We start from the raw sequence: 20,349 nt of genomic DNA on the forward strand, positions 1-20,349 counted from the left end.
ATTCCTCGAATTTAGCCGATAACGTCATTTTAGAACCCAACCTTTAGCTTCATTGAATATTCAACTTCAATACATTATGATAAATAGGTAATATCATACTTGGTATACGGAGAGTGCAATTAAATGAAAAAAACTATAATCGCTTTTACGATTGTCATATTACTAATAGATGTTTATTTCTTGATGGTTACAAACTCCCGACCTCAAGTCATCAATGTACTCATTGTATATGAAGAGGATTCAACTAATCACTTAGATACATATCAGCATTACAAGCAGACACTTGTAGCCAATACAAAGGTTGAAACGATGCCAATCAACGTTTTAGATTCAGTGGATTTAAACAATTACGAAATGATTTATTTAGACAAATCCATTATTGATACACCATCTTTCAAAAACGCGAAACAACCACTTCAAAATTTTGTATCAAAAGGTGGGCACTTGTTTCTTGAGAACCAATTCTATAACGCATTTCCAAAGTCATTTATTGGCGCAAAAGCGTTTGAACCTATTCATGAGTTACCTAACCACATCTCCTATCCATCTGTAAACAGAAATCTTACAGGGGTTCAAAATGTTATTAAACAAATCGATTCAGAACTAAAAAGTAAATCAAAAAGTAATGGAGACAATCCTTTGGAGCTTGGGTATGGCATACGTCCTTCAACAGCTGAAACAATAGCAGAATCAAATGGTGTGTCCTTATTTACAATAAATAATCATGGGGATGGGACTGTATTTTTTGCTAGCGAATTATTACCTAACGATCAATTCATCACATCTTTTGATTTCAGCAAACAGAATCCTCAACAAGAGGAATTCAACTATACATTTCTTACCGGAAATTATTTATTTCGCAATGAATATCTATCCTTTGTTGCAAAAGATATGTACGGGTATTCTGTATCAAAGGTCATTGGCACACATGGAAGACCAGGCTTTGCTATGCAATATATAGTAGAGGATAAAAATGATTTTAAAGAAAACCGCCTCACCACCTTTATGAAACAATTACAAACTGAGAAATTGGTGCCTACGCTCTCACTTTCTAGTCATGTCTATGAACCTAATACATGGAAAGAAGCCATTTCTTATTACAAAAATGTCCAAAACCCTAATGAGCCTGTCTTTGAGAACGAAAAGAGACTCTTCTCTTCAGGCACGCCCGTCAAACTAAACAATAAGAATTTAACGATAAAAAGTTCACCTGAACAAAGTGGTTTTACAACAACAGGTAAAGACCTACCTGAGAGAGCGTATATAGATACTTACGACTTAACAAACGATGGGCAACCAGATTTAGTGGCTGGTAGTTTAGATGGAAAACTGTATTATTATGAAGGAACTGACTCAAATAATGAGTGGAACGTAAAAGAAAAAGGATTATTAAAATTCAGGAACAATAAAGAAATCGACCTCGGCGGATATGCAGCACCCATTTTTTACGATTATAATAAGGACGGTTTACAAGATATCGTATCAGGCAATCAAGCTGGAGAAATTTTTATACTCATCCAGTCTGAAGATGGAAATTATGAAAATCCACGAGTTTTATTTGGTGAAAATAAATCCCATACCTTCACTACACCTGAAATTGCTGACATCAATGAAGACGGAGTGGATGACCTTATTTACGGAACAGCATCCGGAGATCTGTTCTACCGTTTGGGGACTGAACAGAACGGAGGGTACGTCGAATTTTCTGATGAGGAAAAAAAGGTAGTTAGTACCTCAGGCATAATAAAAGTAGATGGGTTAGCATCCCCTAAGATCGTTGATTACAACAATGATAATCAACTCGATCTTTTAATCGGAATGAAATCTGGTTTTATCAAAAGGTATGAAATGGCTAAGTCCAAACAATGGGTGGATAAAGGTTATCTAGAAGGAACCTACGAGAATCCATTTAATAATAAGCGTTTGTGGAGTGGTAGAAATTCTGTACCTACAATGGCGGATATAAATGGAGATAACAATCTGGATCTCCTAGTAGGTCACCTAACATACGGTGATCCAATTAACATAAGCGATGAACATTTTCCTTACCGGACACAACTGGAAAGATTCATTCAATCTTATAGGAAATACGCATCCAACATTAAGCCTCACATCTTTATGCAACAGGAATCAGGTGAGGTTGATTACAAGGAAGAGCTGAAAACTCAACGTGAAATATACAAAGAATATGGTATCGATTGGAGACCAACAGGGTTAATGTTTCACAAAGCGCCGATTAATGAGGAGGAAGATAGTCAATCACATAACCTTCCGCCCATTGAAGGTGTATGGAACACAGTTGTACATGCTGATGATAAGAATGAAAATAATCAGTTAACCATCCCCTTTATACAAATGGATAATAAAATATTGAATTCAAAAGTGTATCATGAACCAAATGTGGGTGTAGACACACCTTTTAAGACTTATTTGCAATTCGATCTGCCATTCACAGAACAAATCAGATCTTTAGATGACAAAATATGGCTTACACGTTTATCGAATTTCAAAAAGCAAATGGACTATAACAGTATGTCGGAACAACAGCTTTATAAGTCTGTGTTAGCCACCCAACAATCTACTAGTACGTTAAATTACAATCCGATAGAGAAAGTATTCTCAGATTTCCAAAACCTCCTACGTAGAAAATTGCACCATACTGTTTATATCGAGAATAATGAGAATGACGAATTAGACCCTGAATTAATTGGACCCTATAATCAATCATTAGGATATAAAGTTGAACTTGGCGAGAAGTATAAAGGCTTTATTTTCAATACAGATGCACCCATTTATATGAACAATGGTTCAACTCTCTATTTTTCTGGTAAAGAAAAGATTCAATTAAAGCTAGCTACAGAATACAGGGATCAACCTCATATCATGCGAAGTAATATACCACTTGAGGTTGATGAATATAATGAAAATATTACACTCAAACTGTTAGATTCCGGTATGCAGCAAATCAAAGTATATGCTCCAAGTGGAATTACCTTGACAGATGAAGAATGGGAGGTTGAAAAGCGCGGCCATTCATACATTCTTACTCGATATGGAGACGTGACTACATTGAACTTCTCATATAAGTAAACGACAACTTATTCTGAACAAAGGCATGATCTACTATCTCACTAGATCATGCCTTTTAATTTTAATTTTGGGAGAATTACCCTAGTGACGTTTATGGAATAATCAGGTAATATATATTTTGTTGGGAAAATTTTAAGGGGGATAAAAATGAAAAAATTTATTGCAAGTCTTTCAGCTGTACTCTTAAGTGCAAGTATCCTGTCACCTCTTTCTGCAGAAGCATCATTAGATAATTATTATGCAGATGATTTGGATGAGCACTGGGCAGCAGACACAATGTATCAATTAATTGATGCAGATATTATCAAAGGGTATATGAACGCTGGAGTTATGACAGCCAAGCCGAATCAAAATATTACAAGAGCCGAAGTGACAACCCTTCTCGTCCGTTCTCTTGATTTAAAGAAATCGGGATCTGGTAAGACTTTCTTAGATGTTAAGTCCGACAAGTGGTACTATGATGCAATACAAATCGCAAGCTCTTTAGGGATCGTCAACGGAAAGACAAAGACAACATTCGAGCCAAACAAACATATTACACGTGAAGAATTAGCAACTATGATTGTACGTGCTTTTGAGCAAGTTTCAACAATTGATTTCACAAATGGACAACCTATTAACTTTACTGATAAGAACACCTTTTCTACTTGGGCAGTTCCCTATATTAATAAAGCAAGCGCAGTTGAATTGATTCAAGGTTATAACGGGAAATTCTCACCAAAGAATACTGCTACACGAGCAGAAACGTCAACTATGTTATTAAATGCCTTACATTCAGAAAGTACAGACCTACCAAGTGCAGATGCACTCTTCTCTGCAATTGAGCGTAACGAAAGTGAAATGTTAAATCTTTATAAAAAGAACGAATTTCAGTCTGCGTTTAGTATTATCGATAAGAATACAATCGGATTTTATAATGCACTTCTAACGTTTAGCAATGATTACTATATTGACGCGAAAGATTTTGGAGTCACGTTTGATTTTGCAAAAGTAGGAGAAGCAAAATTCGAGTTGCTAGATCGTAATACACGATTGGCTGTAGTTGAGCTTAGTGGCTTAAGTTATTATGTTACAGAAACATACGAAGGTGAATCTGAAACAAAAAACAATGACACCACTAGCGGAACCTACTTCCTTCGCAAAATAGATGGTGATTGGAAAATCTACGCACAATACTAAGAATTAGAGTGAAAACCGCCTTATAAAATGAGAGAGGTTCCTTGTAGTTACGTAAATAACTACTTAGGAACCTCTTTTTCCTTTTAAAAACTAAAAATGAGTTGTCAGGAAGTAGAGTTTTGAACTCATTTCTGCAACTTTGGGTCATTTTCGCGGACATGTTCACTTTACTTGTGGAACTTTCCTCTTCACTTGTGGAACTCGGTACTATTTTACTATAATTCTAAAAAGGGTCAACCGACTCTTTAATCGGATGACCCTTTCCTCATTTCATTAGTTAATCGTTTTTATTACATTACTTTTCATTTCAGCTTCTTCTGGAGAAGTATACACAATTCGATCTTGATATGGTTCATATAAGTATTTAAGAACTTCTTCGGATTCTCTACATCTTGTCCCAATTACTACTTCCTTATCTGACAAGCCACCAGGGTTTGTCACAATATCAAATAAAATGGGTAACGATCCAAACTTTTCTCTTAATAAGTTGAGCGCCCACTTGTTCGTTCCAACTGGGACATCATTCGTAATCACAAGTAAGAAATCGTTTCTGACATGCTCAGCAATTTCAGACAAAATCATTTCAAACTTAGAGGAATTAAAGTGACCAGCTTCATATATATCACCCGTATCAATAAAGATGATGGAAGCATTTTGATAAGCTTTCGCTTTATCGTCTGTAACTGACATCCAATTTTGAGAAGGCTTATTTCCAGTATCAGATAACCAGGTAATCGGATAACCAATATCAATCAGTTCATTGCCTGTAGCTAGACCTTGCTCACCTGAACCAACTAAAGTAATTTGCTTCATGTTCACCATCTCCTCTACTTACTCTTTTTATATGACTGCGTGAATAGTTATTTTTCTTACAACTAAAGTGTAACAGTGAATTGTAAATTTCATGTTAATTTTCTCTATCATTATTGCAAAAAAAGAAGAGCTTAACCTATTCACTCAGGTAAGCTCGTAACTTTTTATTCCATTGATTCTTCTATTCTTGCTATTAAACGATCTCCATCCATTTGGTCAACCACATTAATCCGCATGAGTCGGAAAGGGTCAGTTTCTACTCCATTTACGCCTCGCCTAACTGTATGTCCTAATTGATATCCAAGTTCTTTTGCCACTTTTATTACCTCATTACTATGTGCACCATATGGATAAGCCAGTGCAACAACTTCTTTATTCAGTTTCTCTTCTATAGTTTTTTTCGATTTTTCTAAGTCCAGTTTAATTCGTTCAATATATGCAGCTTTACTTTCATCTTTCATTCTATTCGTTAGTGCAGGACCTTTCCCATCATTTGTTTTTACATAGTAATGGCTATCGTATGTATGACTTTGTATATCTACAACACCGGATTCATACATCTCTCTAGTTTCATCCCAAGTAAGGTGGGGTATACTGCCAGGTGTTTTTTCTTGATCTGCAACTACAACATAAATGGTCGCTTTCATCTGTAATTCTTTAAGAATCGGATAAGCAATTGTATAGTTACTTTGATATCCATCATCAATCGTTATTAATATTGGATTCTCTGGTATTGGTTCTCCATTTGAAAGGTAGTTAAGCAATTCTTCGTCAGTAATCGTATTATACCCCGCATCATGTAATGCCATCATTTGTTCCTTAAACCGATCCTTTGAAACAACGACTGAACTGTCAGATGTCTGATCAAAATGGTGATACATGAGAATTGGTATATTCAAATTTTCATTATTAGTCAATCTTACTGAATTCTCTTTTTTAATAGATTCAGCTTTAACGCTAGGTGTTGGAGAATTTGATATATTTTCATGTTTTTCACTAGAATAAGTGACTTCTCCAACAGACTCATTAAATAATGATTGATAACTTACATACGCTAAAATAAGAATACTTAAAACACAACCGATAAACATTAAGTTCTTCTTCATACAATTTCCTCCATAAAAGTAAGTCTTAAAGACTATTAGTTGGAAAAAATTATAACATACAGGTCATTAATTAAAACCTTAAATTATCAATTAAACTACTATATGGAAATTAACAACACCTTTAGCCCTTTCTATCTCTGTATGAAATATATTTTTACAAGCAAAAAAAACCTACCAATAGGTAATTGGTAGGTTAATTAGTGGGTCTATTATTTAACTTTAAACGATTGTGGTCTCTCAGACTTTTTCTCAAAATAGTACAAGATAGCATCAACGATTCGTTTCGAAGCTTTCCCATCTCCATATGGGTTAGAAGCTTTCGCCATTGCATCATATGCTTTTTGATCTGTCAGCAATTCATTTGCCAAATTGTACACCTCGTCCTCATCTGTACCTGCAAGCTTCAATGTACCCGCTTCTATTCCTTCTGGTCGTTCTGTTGTATCTCGAAGAACAAGGACGGGAACACCTAGTGACGGCGCTTCCTCTTGTATACCACCAGAATCAGTCAAGATGAGATGAGATCTTGATGCAATGTTATGAAAATCAATTACGCCCAGTGGTTCAATAAGGTGGATGCGGTCATGTTCACCTAATATAGTATATGCTATGTCCCGTACTGCTGGATTCATATGAACAGGGTAGACAACTTGAATATCCTCATGATCCTCTACTAATCGACGAATTGCAGTAAACATTTGCTTCATTGGCTCTCCAATGTTCTCTCTTCGATGTGCGGTTACAAGTACAAGTCGATCATCGCCAATTTGCTCAAGTACATCGTGGTGGTACTCATCTGATACAGTTGTACGTAAAGCATCAATTGCTGTATTACCTGTAATATGGATGTTATCCAGATTTTTGCTTTCTTTCACAAGGTTCTCAGCCGAATTATCAGTAGGTGCAAAATGAAGATCCGCTAGTACACCTGTCAATTGTCTGTTCATCTCTTCAGGGTATGGTGAAAATTTGTTACCCGTACGGAGTCCAGCTTCGACATGACCCACTGCAATTTTATTATAGAATGCAGCTAAACTTGCGACAAAAGTTGTAGTTGTATCTCCGTGAACGAGCACTATGTCTGGTTCCGCTTCTTTTAAAACTCGATCCAATCCTTCAAGCGCTCTGTTTGTCACTTCCATCAAACTTTGTCGCTCTTTCATAATATTTAAATCAAAGTCGGGTTCAACACCGAAAATATCCAAAACTTGATCAAGCATCTCTCTATGTTGTGCTGTTACGGTAACGATTGACTCAATTTCTTCTGGGTGTTTTTGTAGCTCCAATACGAGCGGACACATTTTAATTGCTTCAGGTCTCGTACCGAAAATTGTCATTACTTTTACTTTCGAATTCATAAAGGGACTCCTTTTTCATTAAATTCTCTTGTTTCCATTATACAGTTCGTACATTATACAAAAAAATGATGGTACGTCTGTATATTTCATACATGCGACTTTACAATTTTAACATATTTTGTTAATAAATATCCTACCTGATAAATCGTAAATGCTGTCAAAATACAAAGCATAGGTATAATAAAAAATCCGTATCTCGGTATGGTAAGAAACATGTTAGATAGAAGAATATATCCTACGACAATCCAAGCAATTGTCCTCACGTTCAGCTTCTTCATATAGAAGATCGTAGAACCAATCCCCACCACGACAACGAAATAATGAATCCATTTAAAATATTTTAACATCGCATAATTCATGTAATGGACCTGACTATCTACTTGATGGAATAAGTTGATCGTCTTACCTACAGTGAACCATGCAAACCAGTAATCAAAATCATGCTTGAATCCTTGTTTAATTTTATACCAAGCATATTGCTCTTGGTCCCAGCCTTTAGCTTTCATTTCTCTCCAGTATTCACTGAAATCATTTTTGAAGAAAGGGTTTGCACCTGCAAACAAGCTGTTTCCGGCATGGGATGAAAATATGTAAAGCTCACCGAACGCGGCCAGGTTACGTATCACCCATGGCGCAATAACGACCACTGGTCCTATGACCCACAACAACCCTATTCTAACAGACTCTTTTATTGGATACTTCAATAATATAGCAGCAATCGCTAATAATATCAGTGGAGCGGGTGTTGGTCTGAACATAACCGTTATACAAAAGAATATCCCAAATAGAACATGATCACGTGTTCTATGATCCTGATAAGCTTTCAGGAACAACAACAGCGTCAAACAAAACATAAAGATGGACGGGATTTCAGTTAAGGTCGTTCTAAAATAATGTAGAGGGCTGAGGTAAATTGAATATAAGAATGCCGCACTTAATGAAATCCAACGGGATTCAAATAGCCGATACGATATAAAATAAAGTAAAGCAACAGTTGAAACACTTAATGCCATGTTCACTAACTTTGCAAGTAAAAGTTGATCGACAAAAATCAAGTTAGCAATTGAAAAAATGACGACGAGATAAATCGGTTGACCTGGTGTAACAAATGCATTTTGTACAACCTCCCCGGTATGATGTGTGTCATAACCATAAACACCTACATCAAGCAGTTGCCTTGCCATCTCTGCATATAACGTCGCATCTCGTCCACCATATTGACCTTGCTTTTCAGTAAATCCAATTTGACCTGGGTCGTTGAATATCATGCCAGGGTTTTTAATCAAAAAAAGAAGATGTACGATCAATGAAAATACGATGATCAATATAAGTGGATATCTAGAGTAAAGTAACCTGTTCATTTGGTTCAACATTATGACCACCTCTACTTAGCGATTAAATAGACTCCTATAACAATGACACAAACGCCTATCCATTGAGAAGCATCAACAGATTCCTTGAAATAAAAGTAAGCTGCTAGAACGCCGATGACATAACTTAAGCTTTGGAGCGGATAGGCAACACTGAACGGCAACTTCGTTATGATGTACATCCAAATAAAAGTAGCGACCACATATAAAAGACCGCCCCCAATAAAGAAGGGCGACTTTAACAAGTAGATAATCGTTTCAAAATTCCACTGATCTATTTTCGCAGCTCCTACCTTCCAGAGCATTTGCCCTCCAACAAGTAGAAAAACATTGACTAACAATAACAAATACGTCATTTTTTACTTCCTTCTCTTATTTTTTCTTGCTCTTTTAATTCCTGTTTTAACAAAGTGAAGTCTTGCGTTAAGGTTATGATTTTATGATTTAATTGAGAAATTCTTCGAGTTAAATCGAAGATAATAATTAAACTAAATAAAAGTCCAAATAAAAATAACAGAGACGGCGCATAGAATATGCCTAATAGATTAGCCAACATTTCTAACAACGAAGTGCTAATACTTAATACTGCCAAAACAACACAAGTGAGAATCCACAATAAAGAATACTTTGTCTCAAGAATCCCTCTTCTGACAGATTCGAGCACGATAAAGAGAAACATAATTACTACACCAAATGAAACAACTGATATATTCATCGGATCATTCCTTTATAACTTTCTGCATTAATATAGAAAGAGTAACTTTCAGCATATAATACATGCTCTTAAATGGGGTAATAGAAGAAGATCCGCCTTGTCTTTGTTGCATTTGAACAGATTTTTCTTGAATGACATAACCTTTCTTATGAATATAAATCAGAACTTCTGGCTCAGGATAATCTTTTGGGTACTTATGGGCAAATTCCTTAATAATGCGATTATTAATTGCACGAAAACCCGAAGTGGGATCCGTGAATTTTTGTTTCGTTAATAAGTATAATAAATACATAAAATAAACAATGCCGAATCTTCTTAAACTGCTGCCTTTATAATCAGTTGGCAAGACGAATCTGGAGCCTACAATCATATCAGCTTCGTTTGCATACAAGGGCTCTATAATCGTAGATAGGTCCTCATTATTATGTTGTCCATCTGCGTCGAATTGAATAGCGATTTGATAATTGTTTTCATATGCATATCGATACCCTGTTTGCATTGCTCCACCGATTCCTAAGTTATAAGGTAGGTCGAGGAGAATGACTTCAGGAAAGCTCTGGACTACATCAACAGTACGATCACTAGAACCATCATTCACAACACATATATCAATTCCATATGGAGAATTTCGAGAGGTGTGAATTAATTTATGCAGTGTTTTACCTATAGATTCTTCCTCATTAAATGCAGGAACAATGATTAACACTTTATGTTCTTTCATAAAATCACCTCTGAGCTATTAGAAGATTTTAGGGATATATGTCACTAACATTCCCCATAGTCTTCCAATTCAATCTTCATAAGATGAGTTATTCAATTTTGTAATCGTTTCTTTACAAACAATAAGGATATAGCTGCAATTAGAAAATAGGTTTTAACATGTACGAAATGCATTTGATATGATGGCATTATTTCTAATAGTATCCACCCTGCTCCTCCAACAATGGCATACAATTTCAAATTGAATAAACGTACAATCTTATTATGTAAAAATATCGCCGTAACTACTGTGATTGGGACAAAGATAAAAGTCACAAAACTAGTAGAGGCGTATAAATATTCTGCAATTCGGTTGTCTGGACTATTTTCTATAGAAAATGCAATCGATTTGTAAATAGTAGAAAATGTTTTTCCTATAAGCATACCTGCAACTACACTTAGAAAATGACCTGAATAATCTCCTTTAGAATAGTATCTTTTATATAGGAATATGGTCATTACAAGCGTAATGATGAGGTTGACTAACAGAATGATTGGAATTGCTTTAAAGATCATCGCTCCTACAGATTGTTGTAAGGATGGGTCGCTAATCCAACCTATAACAACCACGGTGACGATGACGAAACTTGTCACAAAGAAAGTGATAAACATCGACGTTATCAGACTTAATAACATATTCGGTAATTTTTTCATTTTTCACCAACTTTCATTAATTTGATGTAACTTATTTACAATACCACATCCATTCACCAACATTAAACGTTTTTGGTAATACCTTCAACTTTATCTTGAAACTTATTATTGTTATAAACGTAAAGGAATATATAAAGTAAGAGATGAAGAAAAGGAGTGAATCATAATGACTGAAGATTTAAATGCATTGTCTAAAGAAGAAAAGAATTGGGGTATGTTTATACATTTAGCTGCTTTTGCAGGGTATTTGACAGTAGCACTTGGGTTTATCGTCGGCCCGTTAATCCTTTGGTTAATGAAGAAAGATGAGTCTGAATATGCAAATTTTCACGGAAAAGAAGCACTTAACTTTCAAATTAGCTTTCTAATTTATGGAGCCATTTCAGGTCTACTTATCTTTGTGTTAATCGGCTTCATTCTTCTACCGATAGTGGCATTGTTACAACTGATTTTCATGATTATCGGAACGATACGAGCAAGTGAAGGCACATATTATCGATACCCAATGACGATTCGTTTCTTTAAGTAACATGCATAAGGGTGAATCACTAGTTAAGTTTTCCGTGATCACCCTTACGCATTCTATTGTACAAGCGGGAGTTTGACTGTAACGGCATACAATCTTTCTTCTTCTTGATTCAAATAACGTCCCTCAACCCCTAACTTAATAGCTCCCTCATAGTATCCTAAATCATTAATGATTTTTTGGTTGTCCTTAATGATGATCTTGTAGTCTGGGTCCTGAAAGTCCATTGTCGCTGTTGAACTCTGTTCTGCATCCTCTAACTTTTCAATCAAACCAATAATAAATGCCTGGTCGTTAATTGTGCTTAAATGGATACCCTCAGCATAAGTGTTTTTATTTACATAATTTTCCACCCCTCTAGTTCTAATGACGTATTAAAACAGGATTATGTTACACATAATAGCCATCACCCTATTCGAGAAAAAAATAACATTTTAATTGAATAATATTTTTACAAATATGGTTGAATCCAAATATGGCACGGTGTAGGATTAAGGAGTACGATTTTTACAAAGAATTTCCTTTATTATTTCAAATGTTACAGCCTTTTATATAGCTTGTTCGAATGAATTGTTTAGGAGATTCATAATCTAATAGTACATATACAATAGGGGGATACTAATGAATTACGGAAAAGATGAAACCGCTGCTACCATTGAACCATCCCAGCAGCCTAAGAAAAGCAAGAAACCATTGATCATCTCACTCGCTGTGATTGTTTTACTAGGAATCAGCGCAACTGTTTATGCACTCTTTTTCAATTTATCAGCGAAAGAAACGTATTTTCTAGCTGAGAAAAAGACGATGGAACAAACATCTGAAGATTATATGGAGATGTTTGCAGTTAATGAAGACATCAACGAGAAAATGTTAGAAGAACCGTCCAAAACATCAATGAACCTTAGTCTAAATAGCATTAATGGATTAGAAGCCATTGATCCGAACGTCGCAATGTTTAGTTCATTTCTCAATCAAGTGAAATTGAACTTCTCTACTCAACTTGATCCTGAGAATAATGAAGGACTTGTTGATATGAAAGTCGGAATAGGCGGAACAGAGCTTGTAAAAGCAGAAGCTTATCAATCTGAAACAGTAACAGGGCTTAGCGTCCCACTACTTTACAACCAATATCTTTACATGAAAAATGAAGAGTTTGGTAAAGTGATGCGTGAAATGGATCCGAATTATGTTGGACCAGATACGATCGATAACTTCGTAAAATTGCAGTTAGAATCAGTTGAAAACCAAGAGAAATTAGAAGAACATTTGAAGGAATACGGAAAGTTCATTTTAGATGAAATTAAAGATGAAGACGTCACTTCTAAAGACGGCGTTGAGTTTGAAGGAGAAAAATACGAGCAGTTAACCCTAGAGCTTTCAGAAAAAGAAACAAAAGATCTTCTCAAAGCGCTCATTACGAAAGTGAAAAATGACGATGAACTGTTAGATCAGTATATCGAAATGGGCGTGGGCTCTAATTTCACAACAATGAGCATGAATAAAGAAGACATGAAAAAAGAATTTATTTCTTTACTTGAAGAAGCTGAAAAAAATATGGACGATGTGAGCATGCCTGATGGATTAAAGAGTGTCATTCTGATTGACAATGACAACTTGATTGTAAAACGTGACATGATGTTTAAGATTGGCGATCAAAGTGAGATCATAAATATGAATCTTTCTACACACGCGCTACGAAAAGATGACATCGTTACTGATGGAAAATGGGAATTAAACGCTTATCCAGAAGGTAGCAAGAACCAAGACTACTTGAAAATTCTTTTTGAACTGAAAGGCGAAAAGAAAGACGAGAAAATGAATCATGACCTCACAGGTACTGTCGCTATCGCTGAATCCGGAGAAGTAAACGGTGCAACGCTTAAGGCTGGATTAACAGGTAAGCCAGAAGACATGAAGATTAACTTTGAAATTTCAGTTGATGAAGCAACTCAACAGATTCCACCAATTAAAGGTCACTTTACGAGAAAAGTAACAGATGATCTTGATAACGGACAATACTCGACTAAAGGTGAATTTGGTTTAGAAGCGGATCCTGGACTAGGCTCTCCAGTCGAAGTGGTTTTCGATTACGAATCCAAAACGGCATTTAAAGAAAAGCTTAAGTTTCCTAACGTCCAAGAAGACGGTGTAAACGTAGCTGAATTAAATGACCAAGAAAAACAAGAGCTGATGACGGAAGTTCAGTCACGCATCCAAGGCTTGATGATGAACAGCCCATTCTAAGAAAAAGCAGTACATTAAATATAAGGCAAGTGTCCGAGTCTACTCTGCACTTGCCTTTTTTATACATAACGGTATAGGAGAACGATTATGAGGGCGATGACACTAGCTAAGACACAACTGAAAGAAGTATTCAACCAACCAATAGCATGGATAGTATTATTTGTAATGCCTATTGCACTTATCGGATTTTTACTCTACGGTCTTGAACATGTAATCAAATCCAAGTCCCTCCTCCCTCCTTTTGATGTTGCAATTGTTGACGCAGACGATACAGAAGGAACAAGACAACTCATTCAGCAGTTTAAAGACAATGGAGAATTGATTTCGTTTCGTGTTGTAGATGAAGTTAAAGCGAATACATTAATAGAGGAAAATAAAATAGCTGCCATTCTGAAGGTCCCTGAAGGTTTTACAGATGGGATCAGAGATGGGGACAATAAGCAGGTAACGGTCATTGGTAATAATCAGCGCCCCTTTCAATCTGCTTTATTTAACGAAATGATGAATAGTTCCGCTGATCTCGTTAGTGCCGCACAAAGTGGCGTTAACACGATTTATGATTATATGGTCGAGGTCGGACATGAGGGTGAATACTTACAGAGGGTTGCTGACATAAAGATTTTGGAATTCACTTCCTTTGCATTCAACCGGAAGTCAATGTTTGATAAAAGTGAAGTCAACGCTTTTGAGGGCGTTACGCCATTAAAATACTATAGTACATCAGGAATCATCTTCCTTCTATTATTAACAGGACTTCTAACCATGAGCTTAACGTCATCAACGAAAGATAAAATCGATGAAAGGCTCCGAACATTCGGGGTATCCACGATCTCTCATGTTTCAAGTGCATTCATAACAACATTTGTCATTTTGTTCATGCAGGCAATGCTACTCTTAAGTGGTTTATTCCTATTGACTGAAGTGAGCGTCACCGGTCACTGGGGCTGGAGTATTGTTGCAATCATCACAATGATCATTGCCATCAGCGTTTGGTACACATTTTTGTCTAATCTGCCCATCCCTAGTGGCATTCAATTTTTCGTAGGATTAATCGGGATCATGGTTTTCACAGCAAGCGGAAGCTTACTTTTTCCTGAAGCGTACTATACTGGATTCCTAGAGTGGGTCAATTTATCGACCCTCACACATTGGATTCACACGATGTTCATCCATGCTTTATTTGTATACAATAAAGAGATTATATTAGCTAGTATAGGTGTATTAGGCGGCATGACAGGCTTGCTGTTCTCCTCTTCTCTCCTATTAAGGCAGGTGAGGCGCATATGAGAACGTGGCACTTTATAAGGAATAGATGGAAGATAACGTTAAACCATCGCTGGAAATTCATCTTCATGCTGCTCTTACCTTTACTATTCTTTTGGACGACAGAACAATTGCTCTCTAAAGGATCAGAACAGTTAAAAATTCCTCTCATCATAGTGGATGAGGAAAGCAGCCAGATGACAGAAAAAATAATTAATCGCATAAAAGAGAACGAAACCTTGCACATCACCGAGCAATCAAAATATGAAGCCTTACAAATGTTGAAGAGAAACGAAGCTGAAGCAGCTGTTGTTTTTACAAAGGGCCTTACTGAACAACTCGGAAAAGGTGAAATTAAAGATGTCATTCAACTTTATACAGCTCCAAATGCTATTTCAACAAATCTCATTGAAGAATATGTAGCAAGTGAAGTGATCCGAATTGCGAGTAATGGTCGGGCGGCTACCTATTTAAATGAAGAATTCAACGGCTCAAAGCTCTATGAGTATGCTTGGGAATACGCAGACAATCAATGGGAGCCTGAACCGCTCATGACTGTGAACTACGAAACAACCGGTCAAAGTAAAACGAGTGTGGTGGAAAAAGATCATTCTCCGATTCTATTTGGATTATTAAGTGTTTATATTCTTCTCTTAAGTTTCTACCTACAGACATGGGTCATTCATGATAGAAAGAGCGGAATCGCATCTAGGACAGGAATGTTTGGCGTTAGCGTATTGAATCGTAAACTCTCCAATTTGTTCGGTGTTTTTACACTCATTACAATCACGATGCTACCATCCGTCTTCTATTTACTTAAAGATTCTGACCACCTTTTGACCGATGGTGCACTTCTTTTAGGATACATGGCTGTTTGTACCACGATCAGCTTTTTGATAGCCAGTCTGTTTAATAGCTATAAACTATACCATTTGATGGGTATTACGATAACGGTAGTATCAGGAATTCTAGGTGGCAGCTTCATTAAGCTTGAAGCATTTTCTGAACGTTTCTTATTTGCTTCAAAATTCACACCACAATATTGGTTATTAAGCGGAATTTCGCATGCCGATAATAACTTGAATTTATTCATATTTGGGATCACCGGAATGAGTCTGATCATTTTAGGATTTGGGATAGGAGTTATTCGTCATGATCGAACTTAAACATGTTCATAAGCAATATAAAAAAAGAGACGTAGTAAAGGATATTGACTTGTTGATTCCACAAGGCGCACGAGTAGGGTTGGTAGGTCCTAATGGCGCTGGTAAATCAACCTTAATGAAAATGATCGCAACCCTCGTAAAGCCTTCTAGCGGAGAAATTTACGTGGGTGGACAATCGGTTACGAGAAAAAAGAACCAACTTAGAAAAAGAATTGGGTATGTTCCACAAGACATTGCCCTACATTCAACTTTGTCAGTAAGAGACAACCTTACTTTCTGGTCAGGCATGGCACCTGGATCAGTTTCAGATGAGTGGGTCTCCCACCTATTAAGCATGGTTGGCTTAAGACAACATGTTGATAAACGCGTTGATCAATTATCAGGTGGTATGCAGCGAAAGCTCAATATTATCGTTGCTCTCCTCCATAATCCTGAACTCCTTATTATGGATGAGCCGACTGTCGGAATTGACCTTCCGTCTAAAACGGACATTATCGCTTTTTTGAAAGCACTAGGGTCAGACAAGACGATTTTATTTTCATCTCATGATCTTCAGGAAATTGAGATGCTCTGTCACTATGTTTTAGTGTTAGAAGAAGGCACACTAAGACATTTTAGTTCATTAAACGACCTTCCTCACGCCCAAAATCCGACACATGAACTGCTTAAACACCTGAAAATCATCCGCCATTGATGCGTTAATCAAATGTTTGTTTGAAATTAAAGCCTTATTGGCCAAGGGCTCGCAGTACTTGTGCAGTCAATCAAACGTTTGTTTGACACCTTCTGTTCTTTTTCATAGAAAAAATAGTTGAAAGTGAAATAAGCACAAAAGAGATCATATGACCTGAATGTATCGAATTGATATATCTTAGGTCTTTTTTAATTTGTATATAAAATTGTTAATGATCTTTCAATCCACACTAACCCCCTTATTCATACGAAAACTATAACAATATTGATTACCAAAAGAACTATCACTAATAGTTCTTATTGACTAATTAAGCATTTCTTCTAAGAGGTATATTTACCCACCTATATTCTACAATGCTTTTGTTATATATTAATTTACATTTAGAAAATTACCCATTACAATAAGATAAAGAGGGAAGGTGGGCCTAAAGATGGATAACGGTGATATCACAGTTGTTTTAGTAAAGCCTGGACAAATTCCACAGACTACACATATTAAAAATGATTTAAAAGCTTTTGAAGAGCTTGCGGACGGACCTGTCAGTGTAGAACGTTTTTTCATTAGTGGCTTCCGATTAGTTTGCAACATCGATGAAGGTTTTGGTTACGATGATCGAAGCTTACCCAAAGGTACATATTTCGTCGCTAGATATCATACAGAGTTTGAAAATATGTCTGTACATGAAGCAGAAGAGGTTAAGAAAGTAATTAAAGAACAAAGCAAAAAGCGTAAAAAGGGATTATTCTCTATTTTCACACGATAAAAAGCTATCAAAATCGATAGCTTTTTATCTTTCTATGACTTTGTACCTGTATTTTATTATTGGAATAATTTTTTAATCTAATCTGCTTTTTGGTATTGGAATCTCACCGATCACTTTTTTGGGAATCCCATAGGCCCCTAAATCCTTTGCGTCATCAAATACGACCATAGCTTCCCCGAGATTATAGCGAATATTAAAATCCGCATCCGATATAGAGCGTTTATAGTTGTACATATGGTGAGAAATGGCTTCCACCTTTATTTCCGAAGTTTCACTACTATCGTTTACATCCATGATGAACTCTAATTCTTGCAAGAGTTTCGTTACTTTAAAATCGCCTTCATCATCTTTTAGGTTTTGCAAATGCCCAACACCCTCGGCTTTAGTAAAGTATTGTTGTCCGTCATTAAACGAGTATGTAATCGTCTCTGACTTTTTTTCTTTACCATTGCTTAATGTATAATGTTGTTTGCCCATAATCGTATTTAGCAAGATCGTAAAATCATTATTTGTATCTTGTAAACCAATTGCTAAAATATCCTTTTCTCTAATCTCAGGAATCTTCTTCCAATCTACCCTCATAGTGACTAGGTATTTATCATTTCCTAAGTCCTTCAACTCAACCGTGACATCCTTGTAGTTAAGATCAACATTCTTTTCCTCTTTCAATAGCATGCTGTTACTAAGTGCAACGCCCCCAATTGATAGGAAAATGGCCATAAAATAAAACAATATCATGAGTCTTTTCTTCAATTCACACAACCTCCTCCATCTCTCATTATTATACTTTAGTCTGAATATTTTTACTATAATTTCCATATTAAACAATTTAAAAAGAACCACCTATTTTAACAGGTGGCCCCTTCCAATATTCGTGTTAACTTCCAGTAAAGTAGTTTACGATATATTCAGCCCAAAGTTTATTCCCTTCATCATTTGGTCCAGAAATATCTTCTAATATATACTGCTTAATTTCTTCATCTGTAACATCTGGCCAGTTATCCCAGTGGTTAAGGTAAGTCGTATCTGTTTCTTCAGCATATTCTTTCAAGGCATTTATTTGTGTCGCATAGAGTCCTGGTTCATGAATCGGATGCGGCGGTTGTACCATAAAAATAACTTCCTCATTCTCTTCTACCATTCTTCTTTTTATGATTCGAATACTATCAATCGTATGATTAATATTCACTTCACCGTTATCATTCAAAAGAAATGGTTCAAGAATGACTATATCAGGCTGATCATTAATAATCGAATCCATATCGTCTGTTCGAATCGCCCGAATGGAAAACTCATCACCGAAATTATAATTATGTACTGTGAATAGTTCAGGCCCGTAAGCTTCTTTTAAGCCCTCTTCAACTAGTTCTGGCCAAGGTGTAGACCCTTTCGTTTGAGCCTCTGAACCTATGAATGCGAGATCCAATTGCTCACCCTTGTTAAATGAATCTATTATGATGGACGCTGCCTCTTTTGGTAGATTTTGAGTAAGCGTTTCTAAATTTCGTTTACTTTCTGTTTCTTCAACTTCTGACTCATTTACGTTAGCATCGGAGTCTTCTGTTATGTCATCATTTGCAGAGACACTTGCAGTACTTATTTTCGATTTCCAATGTAAGTGCCCAAAGACAATTACGCTGATCGACAAAAGAATTGTTGTTATGTATAAAAATTTCTTCATCTCTTCCCCCTTATATTCGACAAAATCCTACCCTAATTATTTTTCATTATATATCATATTTTGTCAAATAACACCACTACATTTTGTCATAACCCATCATACCATGTAATAATAGGAAATTTAGCCTATTTTCCTTTATTGACAAACCATTAGACTTACTCTATCATCCGCTCTCTTTCGACATAACTAGTCATTTACACCTAGATAGCTATCGCGTATACTTTTTATAAATAGAAAATATTGGGAGAGGCGGAGCGGATAATGAATAGTCAGAAAATTACGATTGTTCTTGTGGAGCCAGGTCAAAGTCCTCAAATTACTACGGTCCCGAACGATTTAAATTATTTTGAGGAATTAGTTGATGGACCCGCAAGTGTAGAACAATTTTTTATAAGCGGTTATCGAATTGTATGTAGTGTGGATGAAGGACTCGGTTATGAAACTGGACGGAGCCTACCAAATGGTACATATTTCATTGCGAGATACCACACTAGCTTTGAAGATATGACAGTCGAAGAAGCGGGAGAAGTAAAGAAAATATTGAGGGATCGAGCAAAAAAACGCAAAAAGAAAGGAATCTTCTCAATTTTCTCAAGATAAATGAGTGGGTCGAGGGGACAGGTACCTCGACCCATTATAGAAGAGCTGCCTATTAGGTAGCTTTTTTAATTGTTTAAAAGAATGGAATATACATTTCAATCTGTCGATAAAATTAATAGAGCGGTACTGAAAAGACTAAAGAGGATTTGGGAGAGAGATCTTATGCTTAAATTATTTATATACTTACTAACATCCTACCTATTTGTGCAATTCTTCTTCAGCATAGGTTATGCAGTAGCTTTTATGGTTAAAGAAACAGACCCAAATAAAAAAATTGATAAGATATTTAAACATTTTGTTATTGCTATATTATGTGGTGCATTATCCTTATATCTTTTAATCGATTTTGTCCAGATTGGCGTATAAGA

Annotated in this window: 21 protein-coding genes; 10 read left to right on the top strand and 11 right to left on the bottom strand. The window is 36.0% G+C overall.

The window, feature by feature from the left end:
* The first annotated feature begins 123 nt into the window (after positions 1 to 123).
* Together L2716_RS13695 and L2716_RS13700 are read left to right on the top strand one after the other, a co-directional pair.
* Positions 124 to 3,090 carry an FG-GAP-like repeat-containing protein gene (locus tag L2716_RS13695; protein ID WP_236336788.1) on the top strand — a complete coding sequence of 989 codons (2,967 nt, stop codon included), beginning with the start codon at positions 124 to 126 and terminating at the stop codon, positions 3,088 to 3,090.
* A 147-nt stretch (positions 3,091 to 3,237) separates the two neighbouring features.
* Positions 3,238 to 4,269 (top strand): S-layer homology domain-containing protein, encoded by a 1,032-nt coding sequence (locus tag L2716_RS13700; protein WP_236336798.1) that lies wholly within the window; start codon positions 3,238 to 3,240, stop codon positions 4,267 to 4,269.
* Between the two features lie 273 nt (positions 4,270 to 4,542).
* Here the strand turns inward: L2716_RS13700 and L2716_RS13705 are convergent, their stop codons facing one another.
* The 8 genes from L2716_RS13705 to L2716_RS13740 all read right to left on the bottom strand — a co-directional run bounded on the left by L2716_RS13705 (position 4,543) and on the right by L2716_RS13740 (position 11,026).
* On the bottom strand, positions 4,543 to 5,082 hold the full coding sequence (locus L2716_RS13705; RefSeq protein ID WP_236336800.1) for a hypothetical protein: 540 nt from the start codon (positions 5,080 to 5,082) through the stop codon (positions 4,543 to 4,545).
* Between the two features lie 164 nt (positions 5,083 to 5,246).
* Positions 5,247 to 6,188, bottom strand: coding sequence for a polysaccharide deacetylase family protein (locus L2716_RS13710; RefSeq protein ID WP_236336802.1), 942 nt, complete (start codon positions 6,186 to 6,188; stop codon positions 5,247 to 5,249).
* A 209-nt stretch (positions 6,189 to 6,397) separates the two neighbouring features.
* On the bottom strand, positions 6,398 to 7,546 hold the full coding sequence (gene wecB, locus L2716_RS13715) for a non-hydrolyzing UDP-N-acetylglucosamine 2-epimerase (RefSeq protein WP_236336805.1): 1,149 nt from the start codon (positions 7,544 to 7,546) through the stop codon (positions 6,398 to 6,400).
* A gap of 86 nt (positions 7,547 to 7,632) precedes the next feature.
* Positions 7,633 to 8,919 (bottom strand): ArnT family glycosyltransferase, encoded by a 1,287-nt coding sequence (locus L2716_RS13720; protein ID WP_236336815.1) that lies wholly within the window; start codon positions 8,917 to 8,919, stop codon positions 7,633 to 7,635.
* An 11-nt stretch (positions 8,920 to 8,930) separates the two neighbouring features.
* A complete protein-coding gene (locus L2716_RS13725; protein WP_236336816.1) occupies positions 8,931 to 9,272 on the bottom strand; it encodes an EamA family transporter in 342 nt (113 codons plus the stop codon).
* Positions 9,269 to 9,631, bottom strand: a complete 363-nt coding sequence (locus tag L2716_RS13730) for a DUF2304 domain-containing protein (protein ID WP_236336819.1) — start codon at positions 9,629 to 9,631, stop codon at positions 9,269 to 9,271. Before L2716_RS13730 ends, L2716_RS13725 begins: the two co-directional genes overlap by 4 nt.
* A gap of 4 nt (positions 9,632 to 9,635) precedes the next feature.
* Entirely contained in the window at positions 9,636 to 10,352 is a 717-nt protein-coding gene (locus L2716_RS13735; RefSeq protein ID WP_236336821.1) for a glycosyltransferase family 2 protein, read from the bottom strand.
* Positions 10,353 to 10,444: 92 nt separating this feature from the next.
* On the bottom strand, positions 10,445 to 11,026 hold the full coding sequence (locus L2716_RS13740) for a hypothetical protein (RefSeq protein WP_236336823.1): 582 nt from the start codon (positions 11,024 to 11,026) through the stop codon (positions 10,445 to 10,447).
* A 184-nt stretch (positions 11,027 to 11,210) separates the two neighbouring features.
* Here L2716_RS13740 and L2716_RS13745 point away from each other — a divergent pair, with 184 nt between their 5' ends.
* Positions 11,211 to 11,573, top strand: a complete 363-nt coding sequence (locus L2716_RS13745) for a DUF4870 domain-containing protein (protein WP_236336825.1) — start codon at positions 11,211 to 11,213, stop codon at positions 11,571 to 11,573.
* A gap of 53 nt (positions 11,574 to 11,626) precedes the next feature.
* Here L2716_RS13745 and L2716_RS13750 read toward each other — a convergent pair whose 3' ends face one another.
* On the bottom strand, positions 11,627 to 11,923 hold the full coding sequence (locus L2716_RS13750; RefSeq protein WP_236336844.1) for a hypothetical protein: 297 nt from the start codon (positions 11,921 to 11,923) through the stop codon (positions 11,627 to 11,629).
* Positions 11,924 to 12,191: 268 nt separating this feature from the next.
* On the opposite strand from L2716_RS13750, the gene L2716_RS13755 reads away from it, so the two are divergent.
* From L2716_RS13755 to L2716_RS13775, 5 genes are all read left to right on the top strand, one after another.
* Complete coding sequence (locus tag L2716_RS13755) at positions 12,192 to 13,814, top strand: DUF6583 family protein (RefSeq protein WP_236336846.1); 1,623 nt, start codon at positions 12,192 to 12,194, stop codon at positions 13,812 to 13,814.
* An 87-nt stretch (positions 13,815 to 13,901) separates the two neighbouring features.
* Complete coding sequence (locus L2716_RS13760) at positions 13,902 to 15,101, top strand: ABC transporter permease (protein ID WP_236336849.1); 1,200 nt, start codon at positions 13,902 to 13,904, stop codon at positions 15,099 to 15,101.
* Positions 15,098 to 16,243: an ABC transporter permease gene (locus tag L2716_RS13765; RefSeq protein ID WP_236336859.1), complete on the top strand. Its 1,146-nt coding sequence runs from the start codon at positions 15,098 to 15,100 to the stop codon at positions 16,241 to 16,243. Before L2716_RS13760 ends, L2716_RS13765 begins: the two co-directional genes overlap by 4 nt.
* Positions 16,230 to 16,937, top strand: a complete 708-nt coding sequence (locus L2716_RS13770) for an ABC transporter ATP-binding protein (protein WP_236336866.1) — start codon at positions 16,230 to 16,232, stop codon at positions 16,935 to 16,937. Before L2716_RS13765 ends, L2716_RS13770 begins: the two co-directional genes overlap by 14 nt.
* Positions 16,938 to 17,367: 430 nt before the next feature.
* Entirely contained in the window at positions 17,368 to 17,700 is a 333-nt protein-coding gene (locus L2716_RS13775; protein WP_236336868.1) for a hypothetical protein, read from the top strand.
* Positions 17,701 to 17,772: 72 nt separating this feature from the next.
* Here L2716_RS13775 and L2716_RS13780 read toward each other — a convergent pair whose 3' ends face one another.
* Together L2716_RS13780 and L2716_RS13785 are read right to left on the bottom strand one after the other, a co-directional pair.
* On the bottom strand, positions 17,773 to 18,453 hold the full coding sequence (locus tag L2716_RS13780; RefSeq protein ID WP_236336870.1) for a hypothetical protein: 681 nt from the start codon (positions 18,451 to 18,453) through the stop codon (positions 17,773 to 17,775).
* Between the two features lie 124 nt (positions 18,454 to 18,577).
* A complete protein-coding gene (locus L2716_RS13785) occupies positions 18,578 to 19,381 on the bottom strand; it encodes an SGNH/GDSL hydrolase family protein (protein ID WP_236336872.1) in 804 nt (267 codons plus the stop codon).
* A 261-nt stretch (positions 19,382 to 19,642) separates the two neighbouring features.
* On the opposite strand from L2716_RS13785, the gene L2716_RS13790 reads away from it, so the two are divergent.
* Positions 19,643 to 19,981, top strand: coding sequence for a hypothetical protein (locus L2716_RS13790; RefSeq protein WP_236336874.1), 339 nt, complete (start codon positions 19,643 to 19,645; stop codon positions 19,979 to 19,981).
* Positions 19,982 to 20,062: 81 nt separating this feature from the next.
* On the top strand, positions 20,063 to 20,347 hold the full coding sequence (locus L2716_RS13795) for a hypothetical protein (protein WP_236336884.1): 285 nt from the start codon (positions 20,063 to 20,065) through the stop codon (positions 20,345 to 20,347).
* The last annotated feature ends 2 nt before the right edge of the window (positions 20,348 to 20,349 follow it).

The organism is Pseudalkalibacillus berkeleyi (assembly GCF_021608225.1).
In the GTDB taxonomy this organism is placed as follows: Bacteria; Bacillota; Bacilli; order Bacillales; family Fictibacillaceae; genus Pseudalkalibacillus; species Pseudalkalibacillus berkeleyi.